Source organism: Hymenobacter sp. YC55, assembly GCF_029433095.1.
GTDB lineage: Bacteria > Bacteroidota > Bacteroidia > Cytophagales > Hymenobacteraceae > Hymenobacter.
The window spans coordinates 194,034-210,563 of sequence record NZ_JARNTX010000003.1; the positions used below are offsets into that span (position 1 = coordinate 194,034).

The following is a 16,530-nucleotide window of genomic DNA, read 5'->3' on the forward strand; positions in this document are numbered from 1 at the left end:
AACCAGCTCGGTTAGCCACGCAAGCGGTTAACTAAGCTTTGAGCTCTTTCGCGCACTGCCGTTCCTGCACGATGCCCTATTTGTTCGCCGCGCGTCATACTTCCCCCGCTATTTCCACCCAACAATCCTTGGCCAGCACCAACCGCAGCGCCTAATCCGGTTGCACCATTGGAAACTATAGAACCAGCCCCACGCAGGCTAGCGCCTCCTGCTGCGCCAGCCACTGCTGCACCACCTGTCATAGCCGATTGCATGGCCCGTCCAGCCTGCGCAGCACCTGTTGCGGAAATCATCATTTCCGTGACGAAGGGAATAATCAGATAGCCGGTAATAGCAATACAGAGAAACACCAAGTAGCCAAAGTCAGCGGACTCTAACCCCCCATTAGGACTTTGCAGGCGGGTAATATCTGCCCGCAGCATCATGATTTGAAACTGCCCCATAATGGCACCGAAAATATTAGCTACGGGCACCCATAAGCTAATCGTAATGAAGTTGCCTAACCATTTGGGAATAGTTTCGGTGAAGCCCGGAAAAATTGAAATGCCAAAGCTTAGCGGGCCTAACACAGACAGTACCACTAGCAGAAAAGTCGCCAACACATTAATTAAGAGGCGGGCCGCACAATGGAACAGTTCCAGAACGTTCTTCATCCACTCCCGGAAATTTTGATTCACATCATACTTCAGCTTGTTGAACGTTAAAGCGGTTTGTTGGCCCAGGTTGCCCATGCCCGTAACTCCGCCCAGCTCCTTCAACTTTGCTTCATAAGCCTCATCGGTTGCAAAGTCTTGATAGGCGGGTAGCCGCGCCATGATATCTTTTTTCTGCTGTTGAAGGCGCGCTATTTCCTGCGTTTCGGTGATTCGCACCGAATCAGTGCTTCGCGCAATCGCACCGGTTATACCTCGCAACCCACCAAGCAACTGAGGGAAAAGCAAAATAGCCAAGCCAATCAGGAACGGCCGCATTAGCGGGTAGATATCGATGGGTTCAGCACGTGCGATGTGGCCCCACACGCGTGAACTGATGAAGATTAATGCTCCAATGCAGCCAACTGCTCGACCTAAGGTTACGAACTGAGCCACCAACGGCATCATGGAATCGTACAGACGGCCGAGCATCTGCTCCATTTGGAGCATAGCAACGGTAAGGGTATTCATGTCCATAGGGGCAGCAGAATTGAAAGCTGGCTACTTGAAAAGGAAAGGATACAGACTGGAATCCAGGCTTACTGAGGGGCTCCGATAAGGGCCATGAGCGTAGCCTGATCTTGTTTCTCTTGCTGTTGCTTCTGAGCCAGCGCCCGGCATTTGCTGGTATGATAAGTCATGACGTTCTTTTGCGCCACCATCTTGTCGGCAATCTTATTGATGAACTTGACACGTTGCGGGTCGGTCATTTGAGCCTTGTTTGCGGCTAGAATAGTAGCCAGCTCTGAAATCAGGGAGATGTTTTCTTGCAGCAAAGCTTGGTAAGTGCCCGCCGCTTCATTAACCTGAACAGGCGTGAGACCACGCGTACGCAGTTCGGAAACGCCACTGGAGAACTGCGAAATCATAGCCGTTTGCGCATCGTAGATTTCCTGCACCCGACGATAATTGCGCACCCCAGGACTAATGTTGAGTAAGCTACTGTACCATTGTGCGTGAAGAGCCTGCGTTTGATCGGTAATACCCTTTATCACACCACTGACTTTGGTCATGCTGTTAGCCAAAGATTTGCCGGTTGCTAGCAGAGTAGCCGAAACACCTTGGTGGACGATTTGCTTGCGCGAAATCTTCTCCGAAATAGGCGCCGAAATCACAGCGGGCAGCTGGGCGTAGGCTTGATGCGCCCAAAGGGTCAAGCCCAGCAGAATTAGCTTGGAAATAACTTTCATGCGTCAGCAGTTATTGAGCGCCAATAAAGGAGTAGAGTGTTTTCGTATCCTGGTCGATCTGTTGGGCTGTTTGAAGCAGCATCATGTTTCGCCGCGTGTAGTAACTCACCAGATTTAAATGCTCCGTTATCTTGGCATCCAGTTGGTCGATGAATTCCATGCGCTCGGCATCCGTCATTTTCAGCATAGCTGGGCTTGTGATAGTGCCTAAGTCGGAAACCGTGTTAGCCCCCTCCGCCAGTAGCTTAGAGTACATTGAGGTCATTTCCGTGAGCTGAGTGGCGGTGATATAGCGCGACGTGCGGAACACGTTGATAGCCGTCGAGTAGGTGGAAATGATAGCCGTTTGCTTGGCATAAATCGCCCGCACTCGACGATAGTCACGCACTACTCCCGATACCTTCATCAGCCCGTCGTACCACTCCTTATGCTGCGTAAGGTTTTTCAGCGAATAAGTTTTGGTTAGCTCTTGCTCCTTTACTCCCAAGGCTACCAGCTTATTGGCGGCAGCCTCTAAGCCCTTCATTGTTTTTTGGAGGCCAGTTTGCACGCCGCTTTGCACTTCCAATACAGGTGCCGTTACAACCAATTGAGCGGACGCCGGAAAAGCACTAAAGGCACAGAATGCGAGGCCAAGTAATTGAAGCTTAGCTTTCATATATAGAGGTACAAGGGTGGTGTAGGGCTACAAATTCCGGGTCTGAGGATATTTCAGGTACTTCATGTGGCGCTGGGCCGCGAAGAGCACACTTCCATAGCCGGATTCGACATTTATCAGCGTAAGCAAAGCCTCCGAAGCGGTGACTTCCGGTTCTTCTGTTAGGGGTAGCAGAATCTTTGTCACCTCGTCAAGCTGAGGGGTGAAATCATTCCAGGTCTTATCATCCTCCGGCTTTACCCGCTTCATGCCCCGAGAGCTTACAACCAAGCGCAAAGCATTCCGATAACGGTTCCAAGCGCTTTCTGCTACAGGATGTCGCTTGACCGATGGTTTTAGGTTGCTTGCTTGCCAAGTGGTTACTGCTTGAGCATATCTGCGTGCAGCTTCTACGTCTGCTTTTTCTGCTTTAGGTAAAGCCGCAATACTATCAGCAAAGGCTAGTGCTGCTGTTACTTCTGGGCTAGCGCTAGATCCCGCAGGCGCCGGTGCAGGGGCCGCTCCGGGTGTAGCAGCTGTGTTGGTAGTAGCTTGCTCGGAACCGCAGTTCGCCAGGAAGGCCAGAATAATAATAGGCCACAGAGAGAGTTTCATGATTTTCTCTTTTTGATGAAATGTTATTATACCTGCACTTCTCTCAGTTCTGCTGCAAATAATTTAATAGCTGTGGGCATATCCCCAGTTTGTTTAAGCTTTTCAAACAGCTTCACTTTCTCGGTTTCTTCAGTTGTATAAGTTACATATTCTTCCTTTGACACCTCAATTGCGTATACTTTAGAAACTGTACCACCTAGTGAAATAAATACTTCTGTATATCTACCGCGGCTAGCTTTATTATCTCGATTAATAGATAATACTAAATCCTTTTCTTTAGGGGTAAGCGAAAGCAACGCCTGGATTTCATCAAACCGATTAATGAATTTTCTTTGATCTAATAAAATCTTGCAATCCGAATTATTAATAATAGCATCCTTAACTATTTCATTGCCAATTATGTCATCTATTTCTTGTGTAACTACAATGGCTTCACCGAAGAATTTTCGCACGGTTTTGAACAGATATTTGATATAAGCCGCCATACCGGGCGTGGTAAGAGCTTTCCACGCTTCTTCAATCAAAATCATTTTGCGGACACCTTTCAACTTCCGCATCTTAGATATAAATGTTTCCATAATAATTAAAGTCACCACTGGAAATAAGATAGGATGGTCTTTAATATTATCTAATTCAAACACAATGAACGGCGCTTGCACTAAATCTAACTCCTTGTTTGAATTAAGTAAATAATCATACTCACCTCCCTTATAATAAGGCTTTAAAACATAAATAAAATTATCTATATCGAAATCTTTCTCTCTTACTTTATCTTCAGCAAGTAATTGACGATAGGGACCTTTTACAAAATCATAGAAAGTATTAAAGCTTGGCTTGATTGCTGAATTTTCTTCCAGCATGACATAGTACAGGCTTACCGCAGTGGAAAGCGAAACATATTCCGATTGCGAAATTGATTCGTCATCTTTTTTCCATAAGGCTTGTAATAGGGTTTTTATTGACTCCTTCTTTTCAACGTCAAGCTTACCCGAGATTAGAAATGGGTTGAATGCAATAGGATCATCTTCTTCGTAAGTGAAATACACCCCTCCCACTAACTCGCATAGGCCTTTGTATGAATTACCTGTATCAACCAACAGGACGTGCGCGCCTTGCTCGTAGTATTGGCGTACCATGTGGTTTGTGAAAAACGATTTGCCCGAACCTGAGGGACCAAGCACGAACTTGTTGCGGTTGAAGATGATTTGCCGTTTCATCGGCTCATCCGAGATATCCACGAGCACCGGTTTGCCGGTGAGGCGGTCAGAAAGTTTGATGCCTTTTGTAGCCCCTGTGCTTCGATAGTTGGTTTCCGATGCCCAGAAACAAACCGCTTGCTCGATGAAAGTGTAGAAGGTTTCTTCGCTAGGAAAGTCGCCAGCGTTACCGGGAATGCCTCCCCAGTAGAGTGCGGCAATATCCACGGTGTTTTGCCGCGGCTTGCAATTCATCGAATTGAAAGACGCATTAACCAGCTTACGCACTTCTGTTAGCTGATCCTCGTTCTGTGCCCATGTAAGCACGTTGACATGGACCCGTACCGGCCGGCGCTTAAACGCAATCAGTTCGTTCAGGTACTGGTTATAGTACTCGAAATTGATAGAGTTCTCGCGGGAGTAAAGTGAAAGCGAATTAAGTCGGTCCTTTTTCTGCTCAAAGGTTTTGACGGTCTTTTGGGTGTTATCCAAAAACACATATTGGTTAAGGATATGATTCGTACCAAGTAGTAGACCAAGAGGAGCCGCGAAGCTGATTGGAAAATCACTTTGCTCTGTGCTGTACTGCTCGTAGCGAATATCGCTCTCAACTGATGTGGGTAGATCGTCCAGATTAGCGACCGAGAACATATTGCAGAAGTTGGCGCCAATCTTTAAGCCGCTGGTCATATCCAAGTCTACTTGTTGGGCCTGGTCAGACAGGTCCAAAGACAAGTATTTTTCCAGCAGCCCCGCAGCTTTTTCCGTACCTGCCAACTCATCAGAGGTAAGTCGGTAGCTTTTGATGTAGGGTGCATTGGTTGGGCCTACTCCTTCCAGCGTCCGAACGAACTGCCCTACGTTGTCGAAAAAGCTTTCTAATACTTTCGTGTCCAGCATTTCTTTGGGCACGATGTTGCGCCGCGCCAAGAGGCCAGAAGTACTACCCCAATCCGGACGCTCCGATGAGCACTTCGTGATAAAGAGGTAGCAATAGTGATTTAGGTAGGGACGCTCGAAAAAGTGTCGCTCATACGAAGACGAAAGCAACGTTCTTTCCGCTTCAAAGCCAGGAGCATAACGGTCTTCTACATACCAGTCCTGCTTGTGAATCACGCAATGGTCAGGAAGTAGCCGTACTGCCTTAATGAAAGCCGACTGCAACTGCGCGTAGTCCTCCCGCGAAAGGGTAAAAATTTCAGGCAGGTTTAAGCGAAATGCTACGGTCACGTCCGCATTCTTCGAAATCAGGCAATCCTTCTCAACCTTATAAATAGGTTGTTTGGACTCTAGGGATACAGAAGGAAGGACTTTATTGCTCATGGAAGGAAGAAGTCAAAACCAGGCGCTAAGAGCGCCCGACTTTGTCCGCATTGAGATTTTGGAATAAGCGACTTTTCCGATTAGTGATGTATTTGGGAGAGGCACGACGAGCCGAGGCTTTCATGAGGCCATGTTCTCCATACTTGCGATTCAGCGCGAACACGCCCGCCCACATACCTCCGCCAGCACTGAGTGTTATAATCACCGTCAGAACCAGCGGTATTCCCCCTAGATATAAGGTTATGAACAACCCGAATACCAGACCAATGCCGGCCACTAGGAAATAGATATTGTTTCCCACCAAACCCTTAAACTCCACTGGTTTGTTGATGCCACGGTTTAGATCGTAGATGGGCATTACCGCAGGCCTAGAGGAAGAAGGAGCGAATAACAGTTGCAACGATGACTAGGAAAATCATCGAGCCAAACCAAGAAACAGCAGTTTTCTGCGTGTCTTGATCACCTGAATTCCACTTGCCATACACTTTGATGGCCCCCACGAGACCTAGCACGGCACCAATTGCATACATAAGGTTGGTGAGAGGGGTAAAGTAACTCGTTACTTGAGTTGTGGCATCCGTGATACCAGCTGTGCCATTCCCCCCTTGACCATACATAATCTGCGAGGTCAGAAGCAGACCAGTTGTTACTAGTAAACGAGCAATACTCTTCTGCTTACGAGGTAATCCTGTAGTGTTTTTCATAGGTAATAGGTTGAAAAAAGAGTGAAAGGTGTAATCGGTTAATACTTATTAAGCTTCTTCGCCGAACAAGAGGGTTAGCTCATGGGCACTCTCAGCAGTGAGTAGAATTAATTGTGCTTCCAAGGTGGTACCATCAAGGGCCATTGGTACCGGTAGCTTCACGCCAGCCTGTATTTGAGCGAGGTAATCAGCAAGAGATTCGGCTTCAACTAGCGGCTCTTCCTCTACTTGAGTGATATCGAGCATAGAAGCCATCGGCTCCGTGAAGTCGGCCAATGGTTCAGAAGCAACTTCATGGGTTATTTCATAGGCTACCTCAGCACAATCCAGATCAATAGATGCTTCATGGGCCCGCTGCCGAATTATAGCCGCTAATTGCTCGTTTGCGTGGTCTTCTTCCTCAGTGCGTTCAGCGTCGAGTTCCTGCTCTTCATGAGTAGCAGTATCTACCGCTGCCTCATTTACTGTATCTGTAGCATCCGCACTGTTATCGAAGCCTATAATCGTTGCAGTAGAGTTAGGTAGCTTCCCTCCTACCAGCTGCTCGGACGGGGTAGGCAGATTTTGAACAGCCCCATTTTCGGGTTCCTCTTCATTGGTGGGGATATCAGTAATTGATTTGGGGCCTCTATTTTCCTCTTGGCGAAAAGCGGACGTGGGACGTACCAAAGCCGGTGGGGCTGGTTGAGCAGCATCAGCTGTTTGCCCCTTCATTCCCTTCTTACCTGGCGTTAGCAACGAGCTTAGTTCGTCCCGATAGTAGATGAAGCCTACTACCATATAATAAAGCACTACCAGTAGTAAAATGAAAAGCCCGAACTGACCCCAAGTATAGTGGCTGAGCATAAAGGAACCATTAGAAATGACTGGTTTTGTCGATCCTGTCAGGGCCTGCAAGCAGATTTCCAACCGTAGTCGACTTTGCTAAACTAGGTCACGCCCCAGGTCCTTTTCCGATAATTTGACGAGTGGTTGAAATTGGGTGGTGAGGTGCCGCTATAACACACGAACGGCACGGGACTAAGGTGGTAAAACCTGGTCCCGTGCCGTTCTTGCTAGCTGACTGCCGTATTAGCCCAGTAGGTGAATGCGACTTTTTAGTTCGTCTTTGCAGCTTCTACTTACAGGAACGTATTCCTTACCCAGCAGGACGCAGCCTTCCTCGTAGGCTTGTACGTGGTCGAGATTGACAATGTGCGAACGGTGCGTTTTAAAGAAGTGCGACGGTAATTGCTGCTCTAATTCCTTGAGCGTGGAGTCGAACACGTAGCTTTCAGTGGCGGTATGCATGCGCACGTAATTCTGCAGCGCCTCGAAGTAGAGGATCTCGTCGGTCAGCACCTTAACGTGGCCGGAGCCTTTGCGTACAAAAAAGTACTTGGGTGCCTGTTGCGGCGGGCCCGGAGTTGCTTCGCCAGCCAGAGCGGCCAGCGCCGCCCGCGGAGGCGGCGTTTGGTTGGCGTTATAGAGGGCCACCTCTATCTGGGCCCGTAGGGACTCTTCCGTAAAGGGCTTAATTAAATACCCGTATGGTTGGGTTAGTTTGGCCCGGTTCAGGGTAGCCGAGTCCGAGCGGGCCGTTAGAAAGACCACCGGGACGGCAAACTGCCGACGCACCAGTAGGGCCGTGGCAATTCCATCACAGTCACCAGCAATATTGATGTCCATGAGCACTAGCTCGACTGGGTGCTGGGCGAGGGCGCTCAGCGCATCATCGCTGTTATCCACGGGCTCGAGCGGCGCGTGCCCAAGACGGGTTAACATGCGCTCTATCTCGGCGGCAATCAATAATTCGTCCTCGACAATGAGTATGGAAGCCATAAAAGGCAAGAAAAATTAAGGTGGGAAGGTTAAGCGCGGGTAACCTCAATGCAGGTACCGGTAGGATGATGCGGGGTGGCGGTGATAGTGGCGCGCAGTTGCTTAACCAGGGTTTTAACTAAATTCATGCCCAGCGATTTTGGCTTGGCCTCGATTCCGGTGGCGGGCAGGCCCTTACCATTGTCGATGACTTGTAGTTTAAAGCCGTCCGGACAATTCACTTTAGCGAGGGAAATGTGCAGCTCCCCGCCATCTTGCTCGCTGAACGCATGCTTGTAGGCATTGGTCACGAGCTCGTTGACCAGCAAACCAAAGGCACTGGCGTCCTTGGCTTCCATGACGACCGCCTCGAGCTCGGCACTGACTTGAATAGGCCTTTGAGGCGTGCTAAACGATTCGTGCAAGGATTTGAGCAGTTCAGCCAGGTAAGAATCGAGGCGAACTTGCGAAAGGTTGTCGGCCCGGTAAAGAAACTCGTGCACCATGGCCATGCTTTGAATCCGCGCCTGACTGCCAGCGAGCACCGCCACTAGCGCCGGCTCAGGCAAACTGCTGCTTTGCCAGCCGAGTAAACTACTAACGAGTTGCAGATTGTTTTTCACCCGGTGATGAATTTCCTGCAGCAGCACTTCCTTTTCCGCCGCGGAAGCGCGGTTCACTTCGTTGGCTTGCGCTAGCAAGGCGCTTTGCCGGCGCAAGCGCCAGTAGAGCAGCCCGCCCGCCAGTAACCCTAACCCAAGGACGCACAGCCAAATGGTAAGCGTGCGCCGGCCGGCCTCTTGTTCTTCGTCCTGCTGGGTGAGCAACTGCAGGCGGGCCTTTTGGGTTTGCGTCTGGGCGGCCGCCACGCGGTTCTGCTCGGCCAGCAGCTCCAAGCTGGTGCGCTGCACCTGGGCCCGCGCTTCGGCCGCGTGGTTTTTTTGGGTGAGCAGTTGCACCCGCGCCCGCTCGGCCTGCGTCTGGGCCTCGGCCACGCGGTTTTGTTCGAGAGCCACGCGTTTTTGCTGCTGAGCAATGCGGTTCTGCTGCTGGAGCAGCGTGAGCTGCTGGCGTTGCTGCTGCACGTCGTATTTAACTTGCAGCTGCGCCAGGGCCTCCGATTTTTCCGAGTTGAAGAGCGAGTCGCGTAAATTCTTGGCTTGCGCGTCATACTCGTAGGCACCCATTGCATTGCCCTGGTCGGCGTACGCCCACGCCAGCGAGGCCAGCGCATCGGCCTTGTACTGACGTAAGTTTTTTTGATTGGCCAGCTGCAAAGCTAAATCCGCCATTTTCTCTGATTCAACCGGCTTGCCGTGTAAACGGTACTGGTCGGCCAAGGTTAAGGCCGCCGAGGCGGCAAACGACGCGTAGTCTTCTTTGGTCCTGAAGATTGCCAGTGCCCGGCGCAGGTGGAAAGTGGCCGAATCCAGAGTGGCCGCTGTTTGAGGCCGAATTTTGTGGTACACCTCGCCCTGAAACTGGTGAATGTAACCCACGCCGCGCTCGTCGTTTATTTGCTGCAAGTAAGGCAAGGCCCGGCGGGCGTAGAAAAGTACGGAATCGTACTGCCGCACGGAAAGAAACGTGTTAGCTATATTCACCCGCAGGGTGCCCTTCTCGCGCGGGGTAACCCCCTTGGTAGCTTTCTGCGTTGCCAATGCCTTGCGCATGTAGGCTAGCCCCCCACTGAAGTCCTTGGTATCCGCCGTAGCAACCCCCATGAGCTGATAGAAAGCCCAGGTACCGGTTGGGTAGTAGCTCTGACAGAACTCCAAGCCCTGCTGGGCGTACTTCAACGTGGATACGTAGTCGCCCATACGTTCGGAGAAGAGCACCTGATTGAAAAGGAACTGGTAGGCTTGCTCCCATTCCTTAAGCTTTAGCGCCAAGGCCACCGCCTGGTCTCCTACCCGGAGTGCTTCGGAGTTCCCGGCTTGCCCCAGCAGGTAACCCAACTCGTGTAACACTTTCAGGCGCTCCTGCGGGGCTACATCCCGCCGCTTGAGCATCCAGCGCAGCGAATCCTGATAGGTTTTAGGTTGGTCGGCTGCCCGGCCTCGCGACGAAGCGCTAGGCCGGGTCTGCGAGAACACGCTCGTGCTTGCACTCACCCACACACAAAGGACAAGCAAAAGATATTTGGGGCTGGGCATGACGAGCGTAATACGCATTAGCTTTTAAGCATCTGGCGCAGCTGCTTTTGCATGGCCTTTTGCACTTGGGCACCATGCTCGGCTCTCCACTGGGTAAGGATGTTGTGCACCACGTCGGGAACGGAAGCACCATTTCCTAGAATCATTCCGATTTGCTGAAAATACTGGTGCATGGCGGGGGTGATGCGAAACATCACGGTCTTCTTATCCTTAGTCGGCACGAAGAGCGAGTGCACATCGTAGCTGGCTCCGGCGGTCAGCACGGGTGCAGCAGTGGGCTCTGGTGGCGTCTGCTCGGCTAGTTCGTCGTCATCTACCTCTTCTGCTGCCACCGGGGCAGCACTGGCTAGAGGTTCTGCTGGCGGCGCTGGTTGGGGGGGGGCTTGCAACGGGGCACTTTTCTTTTTGGCCCCTCCCCTATCGCTGGCCACCGGCTCTGCGGTCGGTAACTGGTCGGCGGCTAAAGGCGCAGGTACCGCAGCGGGAGGCGCTGGCGACGCGGGGGCAAAGGTTTCGCTTACGGCGGGCTTCGTGGGGGAAACGGACGGAGCACTAGCTGGTGAGGCTGGCACGCTCGCGGCCGGTTGAACAGCGTTTGGCGTTAATCGAATCGGAGACACGTCGCCCATCATGGCAGCGAGTTCGGCTGCTTGCTCCTCCGGGGTTTTCTCTTTTTTTTTAGTTGGCAGTTTAGCCATGACGCATTGAAATTACGAGGTGGTGATCGGCAAGGGGTTGAAAGCTAGTTGGACTCTGTCGTAGAGTTACCGGTTGACTCCGGCACGGTGTCCACGGGCCTTTCCGGGGCGACGAAGTTGATGGTGTGTCCGGAAGGCGTAACTGCTCCGGTCCCTAGTACCAAGGACAAAACTTCCATGAAGAGTTGACCCATTCCCAACCGGTTCAGCTCTTTTTCCGGCAAGGGGAACATAGTGGACCGATTTTCTTTGTAGGTGATGAGATTCTCCACTCGGCTTTGCAGCATAGGCAACCCCTTTTCCTGGAAAAGCTCTTCGGTTTTATCGTAAATAGCTTTGCGCTCGGCCTTGAGGTACTTGTTCCAGAAAGCATAGTAGCCGACCAGGTTGGAATCAGGGTCGCTCTGCTTGGTGAAGGCCGGCAGCAAACCCATAAAAGCCATGGTAGAAGCAATCGAACCTTTGTCGGGTTCCACTGGCAAAAAGATATAGTCAATCAGGCGCAGCAAGTCCGGCAAGCCCATTACGTTCACCGTACCCGGCGTATCAATTAAAATAAAGTCGTAGTCCTGCTCGAATAAAGCCGTGATGGAAGAAGACGCTTCTTGCACGCTGGATATGTAAACCGGATAAGGTCTTCTCCCCTGCTTAAGCAAACGCTGACGAAAAGCTTCCTCGTTTTGCACGCGGGTTTGCTCGTCGATTCGATACGCGTGCAGAGAATGTTGGGGATGGTCGCAGTCCATGACAGCTACCTTGTAACCGTAGAGGTAATAGAGAGCCGAAGCCAAGTGAGTTGTAATAGTTGACTTGCCTGCCCCACCCTTCTGGGTAGCAAAAGCAATTATGTTGGGCTGATTCATTTTTCTGAAACAAGGTTGGTGACGATCACAATTTATGCATCAATGATACCTACATCATTTGATACAATTTATCATTGCTGCTTAGCATCTTGGCGGCAATGATACGATGATACTTTAAAATATCAACACAAAATCTCATTAGCGCTCTGTATCGTAGTATTATTGTGTCTTTGTATCAATTTATCAGAGCATCTAGTTATCATGCATACAATGTATCATTGTTTATGGGTATTAATGTATCAACCTGAATAATGTATCAATGTTACCTTGTATTGAGGTATCACTGTATTTTAGATACATTGTATACAGTATGTATAATTACAAAGCATCATTATATCTTTGCAGCGATATTTCTTAGAAGCATTGATATATTAATACATTGTATCAATGAGTTTGCATCTACATGATATGTAAATACGACGCATCAAAGTACCTTAGCACTTTAGATACATAGAATTTTTTAATCATTGATACATACTGTATTATGATACAACGTATTTATCTAATATAGATACATTGTATCATAGTATGCTTACAACATAGATACTATGTTACCCTGTTACGTATGTAACCATGCCTTATACATTAATACAATATGATACAATGTATTAATAATACTTTTTATCAATGCATCTTAGATACATAGTAACTAACCATATTCCAAACATCCGGCTGATGTTATTTTATATTGTTTTAGCATCTATGTATCTTAGATGCATTGATACAACTTGAGCAAACCAACCTGTTGTTATATTACTGTTTTAAAACAAGCATGAGCCTAAATTACTTCAATATAAGTATCAAAGTATCATTAATACACTGATACTATGTAACGTATAATTATCTTTTATTGCCTTAAAACGTGGTCTAGCTTCTCACGCGGTTAATTACACAGCAAGCCATGTCATTGTCCGGACAAACTTAAATTTTTCCGTTTTCTCATTCAGTTAAGCATAGCGCCTAAAGCGCTAATAGACGTACTAATTTTAGCTTATACATTAGCTTCACCACCAGCGTTAATACAAACCATATTCTGTTGATGAAACCCGATCAAGATATTAGCACACCAGCTACTACAGCTCGCACCTTACGGATTGATGTTCGCGTAAGTCCTAACGAGAAAAAAGAACTTCAAGAGAAAGCAAAGGCAGCAGGCTATAAGAAAGTGTCAGCTTATTTGCGCGAAGTTGGACGTGGAACCGAGATCAAGGAAAGCGTTCCTGCTGAGCTTCATCGGCAGTTGGTAGCAATAGGAACCGACTTACACCAGCTAACAGAATTAGCGCAATCAGGCAAGGCTTTCAGTAACCATCAAGCCCAGTTGGCACAAGTATTATCTCTTATCCATAGCTGCCTGATATGATCGCCAAAACTACTACGGGTTCTGACTTTGAGGGAGCTCTCACCTATGGCGCGGGCAAACGTGAAGGCAAGAAAAAAGAGCCTGATCAAGCCTCTCTTTTGATTGCGATCAATATTATTCCTGGCAACCCAAGGAGCATGGCTCAGCAGATGCAGGCAACGGCGAATCTGAGTGTGAAGATTCAGAAACCGGTGTGGCACACCATTCTATCTTGGAAGGCTGGAGAGGCAGTTACTTTCGAGCAAAAAATAGCCGCCGCCAAGCGATATTGCGAGCTAATAGGCGCCCCCGTTAAGCGGCACCAGGTGGTGGTTTATGAGCATCTGGACAAGCGGCATGCCCACCTACATCTGTACCTTAACCGGGTGCCAATTGATAGCGGGCCAGCCTTAAGAACCGACAACAATTTCTACCGCCAGCCTGCAATAATCAGACAAATAAGCCAGGAACTTGGGATGCTGCCGCTACCCGAACGGCGGCATAGCATCAAAGATTTAAACCCCGCAAGAGAGGCCGCTAGAGTGCGGTTAGTGCAAGCTTTGCAGTGCATCCTGAAGGCTGAGCAGCGGGGAGGTATCGACTGGTTCACCCAGCAACTGGCAAAAGAGCGTATCGCTGTTCGCTTCACCCATGATAGGGGAGGGGTTCTACGAGGAGTGAGTTTTGAAGTTAATGGGGTGGCGCTGAAGGGGCGGGAAGTAGGCTACAAGGCAGCTGAATTGCGCCAAGCTTTTACCGTCCGCTCGCTTAAATCTGTTCAAGCACTAGGGTTAGAACTTGATGCGGGCCTAGCTGCTACTAAGCCAAGTAGGGGAGGGGAGGGGGTGCCCCCGCTAGCGGCAGGCAAAACCAAGGCTGCGAAAAAGTTAGGTCATTCGTAGCGTAACTGCCTAGCAGACTTAGTGTCTCGGGTACCAACAGTAAGCCACGCTTGTTTGCAATGGTGAGCGTCGGCAAGGCTTGCCTCACGCCCACTAGGTAGCCCGTTCGTGTACTGGAATTGCATTTCACCTCCTATCTTCTGCTGCTCGTCAATTTTTCTAAAATAGGGGCAACCAGCCCGACTAGTTTGCGCTTTATCAACCACTTTTTTAAAGCGCCTAGTCGGATGGAGGATGAAAAAGCATTGCGGAAAATAATGGAGTTTATGCGCCTGTTTGCCATTGTGCTGCTAGGCATCAATATCTATTACTACTGTTTCGGGTATTTTCAAGTTTTGGGCTGGGCCCCGGCCGTGGTGGAGCGCTTACTGGCTAATTTAACCAAGAACTCGTTTCTCTTTCAAGCTAGTTGGGTCAGTAAATCGCTAGCGGTGATTTTTCTAGCCTTGAGTTGCCTAGGTACTCGGGGGCGGAAAGATGAAACAGTTAAAGGTCTTTCCGTAGCTGGCTACGGTCTGATCGGGCTAGTCCTGTTGTATGGGTCCGACCTTGCGCGGGCCCTACCCATGGCTGCAGGCTTGGCAACTGCCTTGTATGCCTTACTCAATGCCGTTGGGTTTCTTTTGTTGTTGAGCGCCGGAACCTGGCTCAGCCGGTTATTCAACAACAACTTGATGAAGGATATTTTCAACAAAGCCAACGAGTCATTTCCTCAGCAGGAGCGTCTGATGGAAAACGAGTACTCAGTGAATTTGCGCACCGAGTATCAACTGCGGGGCAAGCTGCGGCCGGGCTGGCTGAACGTAGTCAATCCCTTTCGGGCAACCATGGTACTGGGTACCCCCGGCTCGGGTAAGTCGTACGCCATTATCAATGAATTTATCCGGCAGCACCTGGCCAAGGGTTTTTGCATGTACATCTACGACTACAAGTTCGACGACTTAAGCCGCATCTGCTACAATACCCTGCTCCGGCACCAAGACAAGTTTGACAAGCCCGTCGGTTTTTATGTCATCAATTTCGATAACCCCCGCAAAAGTCACCGTTGCAACCCGCTCTTACCCGAGCTCATGACCGATATCGTGGACGCTTACGAAAGCGCCTCCACCATCATGCTGAACCTTAACAAGAGCTGGATCCAGAAGCAGGGCGACTTCTTCGTGGAAAGCCCGATCAACTTTGTGGCCGCCATCATCTGGTTTCTTAAGCTGTTCGAGCAAGGCAAGTACTGCACCTTTCCCCACGTCATCGAGTTTCTGAGCCGCGATTACGAGGAAATCTTTCCCGTGCTCGCGTCCTACCCCGAAATCGAGAACTTGGTGAAACCCTTTGTGTCGGCGTTTCAGAAAGATGCCATCGAGCAGCTGGAAGGCCAGATTGCCAGCGCCCGGATTCCGTTGGGCCGCCTGGCCAGCCCGCAACTCTACTGGGTGATGAGCGGCAACGATTTCACGCTCGACATCAACAGCCAGGAAGAACCCAAGGTGTTGTGCGTGGGCAATAATCCCGACCGGCAGGCCATCTACGGAGCGGCCTTAGGCCTCTATAATGCCCGCTTGGTGAAGCTGGTTAATCAGAAAGGCAAGCGCAAATCCTCGCTTATCATCGACGAGTTGCCCACCATCTACTTCAAGGGCCTTGATAATTTAATTGCCACGGCCCGCAGCAACAAGGTTTCCACGTGCTTGGGCTTCCAGGACTTTTCGCAGCTCGAGCGCGACTACGGCCAAAAAGAGGCCGAAGTAATCAAGAACACCGTTGGCAACGTGTTCAGCGGCCAGGTATCGGGTAATAGTGGTAAGTGGCTGAGTGAGCGGTTCGGCAAGATCCTGCAGCAGCGCCAAAGTGTAAGCATCAACATGCGCGAAACCAGCACGAGCTTATCAACCCAAATGGACAGCATGATTCCGGCCAGCACCATAGCCAACTTAACGCAGGGGAATTTTGTGGGTGCCGTGGCCGATAATTTCGGCGAGGAAATCGAGCAGAAAGTGTTTCACGCCAAGATTAAAGTGGACGTGAAAGCAGTGGCCGCCGAAGCCAAGACCTATCAACCCATTCCCGATATCACCAGCTTTATCAATCCGGCCACCGGCCGAGACGAAACGGAAGAAACAATCAAAAACAACTTCAACCAGATAAAGCTTGACGTGAAAGCGATTTGCGAACGGGAATTGCTTCGCATCGGCAAGGACCCACTGCTAAAGCATCTGCTTAAAGAGAAAGTAGCGCCGTAGGTCCTCGAGCCTTACTGGCAAATCAAGTTGGCGCAACTCACGCCGGTTCTTACAAACGGCACGAAACCAGGATGCGCTTCTTGGCTTCGTGCCGTTCGTGTGTTGTAGCGGCACCTCACCACCCATTTCCGACCACTCATCAAATTTCTCGCGGGGCCGGCCTCGCCCCGCCTAG

At 49.9% G+C, this 16,530-nt stretch carries 15 protein-coding genes; 3 read left to right on the forward strand and 12 right to left on the reverse strand.

Annotated elements, in window-relative coordinates; translation table 11 throughout:
- Positions 1–11: 11 nt before the first annotated feature.
- From traJ to P1X16_RS21205, 12 genes are all read right to left on the reverse strand, one after another.
- Positions 12–1,133: a conjugative transposon protein TraJ gene (gene traJ / locus P1X16_RS21150; protein WP_277233463.1), complete on the reverse strand. Its 1,122-nt coding sequence runs from the start codon at positions 1,131–1,133 to the stop codon at positions 12–14.
- A gap of 98 nt (positions 1,134–1,231) precedes the next feature.
- Positions 1,232–1,882 carry a hypothetical protein gene (locus P1X16_RS21155; RefSeq protein ID WP_277233465.1) on the reverse strand — a complete coding sequence of 217 codons (651 nt, stop codon included), beginning with the start codon at positions 1,880–1,882 and terminating at the stop codon, positions 1,232–1,234.
- A gap of 10 nt (positions 1,883–1,892) precedes the next feature.
- Positions 1,893–2,540, reverse strand: a complete 648-nt coding sequence (locus P1X16_RS21160; protein ID WP_277233467.1) for a hypothetical protein — start codon at positions 2,538–2,540, stop codon at positions 1,893–1,895.
- Positions 2,541–2,567: 27 nt separating this feature from the next.
- Positions 2,568–3,134, reverse strand: a complete 567-nt coding sequence (locus P1X16_RS21165) for a hypothetical protein (protein ID WP_277233470.1) — start codon at positions 3,132–3,134, stop codon at positions 2,568–2,570.
- 26 nt (positions 3,135–3,160) lie between these two features.
- Entirely contained in the window at positions 3,161–5,653 is a 2,493-nt protein-coding gene (locus P1X16_RS21170; RefSeq protein WP_277233473.1) for a TraG family conjugative transposon ATPase, read from the reverse strand.
- Positions 5,654–5,678: 25 nt separating this feature from the next.
- Entirely contained in the window at positions 5,679–6,011 is a 333-nt protein-coding gene (locus P1X16_RS21175; RefSeq protein WP_277233475.1) for a DUF4133 domain-containing protein, read from the reverse strand.
- 10 nt (positions 6,012–6,021) lie between these two features.
- On the reverse strand, positions 6,022–6,357 hold the full coding sequence (locus P1X16_RS21180) for a DUF4134 domain-containing protein (protein WP_277233479.1): 336 nt from the start codon (positions 6,355–6,357) through the stop codon (positions 6,022–6,024).
- Between the two features lie 48 nt (positions 6,358–6,405).
- Positions 6,406–7,266, reverse strand: coding sequence for a hypothetical protein (locus tag P1X16_RS21185; protein ID WP_277233480.1), 861 nt, complete (start codon positions 7,264–7,266; stop codon positions 6,406–6,408).
- A gap of 162 nt (positions 7,267–7,428) precedes the next feature.
- Positions 7,429–8,178, reverse strand: a complete 750-nt coding sequence (locus P1X16_RS21190; RefSeq protein ID WP_277233481.1) for a LytTR family transcriptional regulator DNA-binding domain-containing protein — start codon at positions 8,176–8,178, stop codon at positions 7,429–7,431.
- A 29-nt stretch (positions 8,179–8,207) separates the two neighbouring features.
- The gene (locus tag P1X16_RS21195) at positions 8,208–10,292 is read right to left on the reverse strand and encodes a sensor histidine kinase (RefSeq protein WP_277233486.1); all 2,085 of its coding nucleotides are present in this window, start codon (positions 10,290–10,292) and stop codon (positions 8,208–8,210) included.
- A 38-nt stretch (positions 10,293–10,330) separates the two neighbouring features.
- On the reverse strand, positions 10,331–11,011 hold the full coding sequence (locus P1X16_RS21200) for a hypothetical protein (protein ID WP_277233488.1): 681 nt from the start codon (positions 11,009–11,011) through the stop codon (positions 10,331–10,333).
- A gap of 44 nt (positions 11,012–11,055) precedes the next feature.
- Positions 11,056–11,874 carry a ParA family protein gene (locus P1X16_RS21205; RefSeq protein ID WP_277233492.1) on the reverse strand — a complete coding sequence of 273 codons (819 nt, stop codon included), beginning with the start codon at positions 11,872–11,874 and terminating at the stop codon, positions 11,056–11,058.
- Positions 11,875–12,913: 1,039 nt separating this feature from the next.
- Between P1X16_RS21205 and P1X16_RS21210 the strand changes: the two genes are divergently transcribed.
- From P1X16_RS21210 to mobC, 3 genes are all read left to right on the forward strand, one after another.
- Positions 12,914–13,237 (forward strand): hypothetical protein, encoded by a 324-nt coding sequence (locus tag P1X16_RS21210; protein ID WP_277233495.1) that lies wholly within the window; start codon positions 12,914–12,916, stop codon positions 13,235–13,237.
- Positions 13,234–14,118 (forward strand): relaxase/mobilization nuclease domain-containing protein, encoded by an 885-nt coding sequence (locus P1X16_RS21215; RefSeq protein WP_277233498.1) that lies wholly within the window; start codon positions 13,234–13,236, stop codon positions 14,116–14,118. The genes P1X16_RS21210 and P1X16_RS21215 overlap by 4 nt, the downstream gene beginning before the upstream one ends.
- Before the next feature lie 227 nt (positions 14,119–14,345).
- On the forward strand, positions 14,346–16,355 hold the full coding sequence (gene mobC, locus P1X16_RS21220; protein ID WP_277234107.1) for a conjugal transfer protein MobC: 2,010 nt from the start codon (positions 14,346–14,348) through the stop codon (positions 16,353–16,355).
- Positions 16,356–16,530 lie beyond the last annotated feature (175 nt).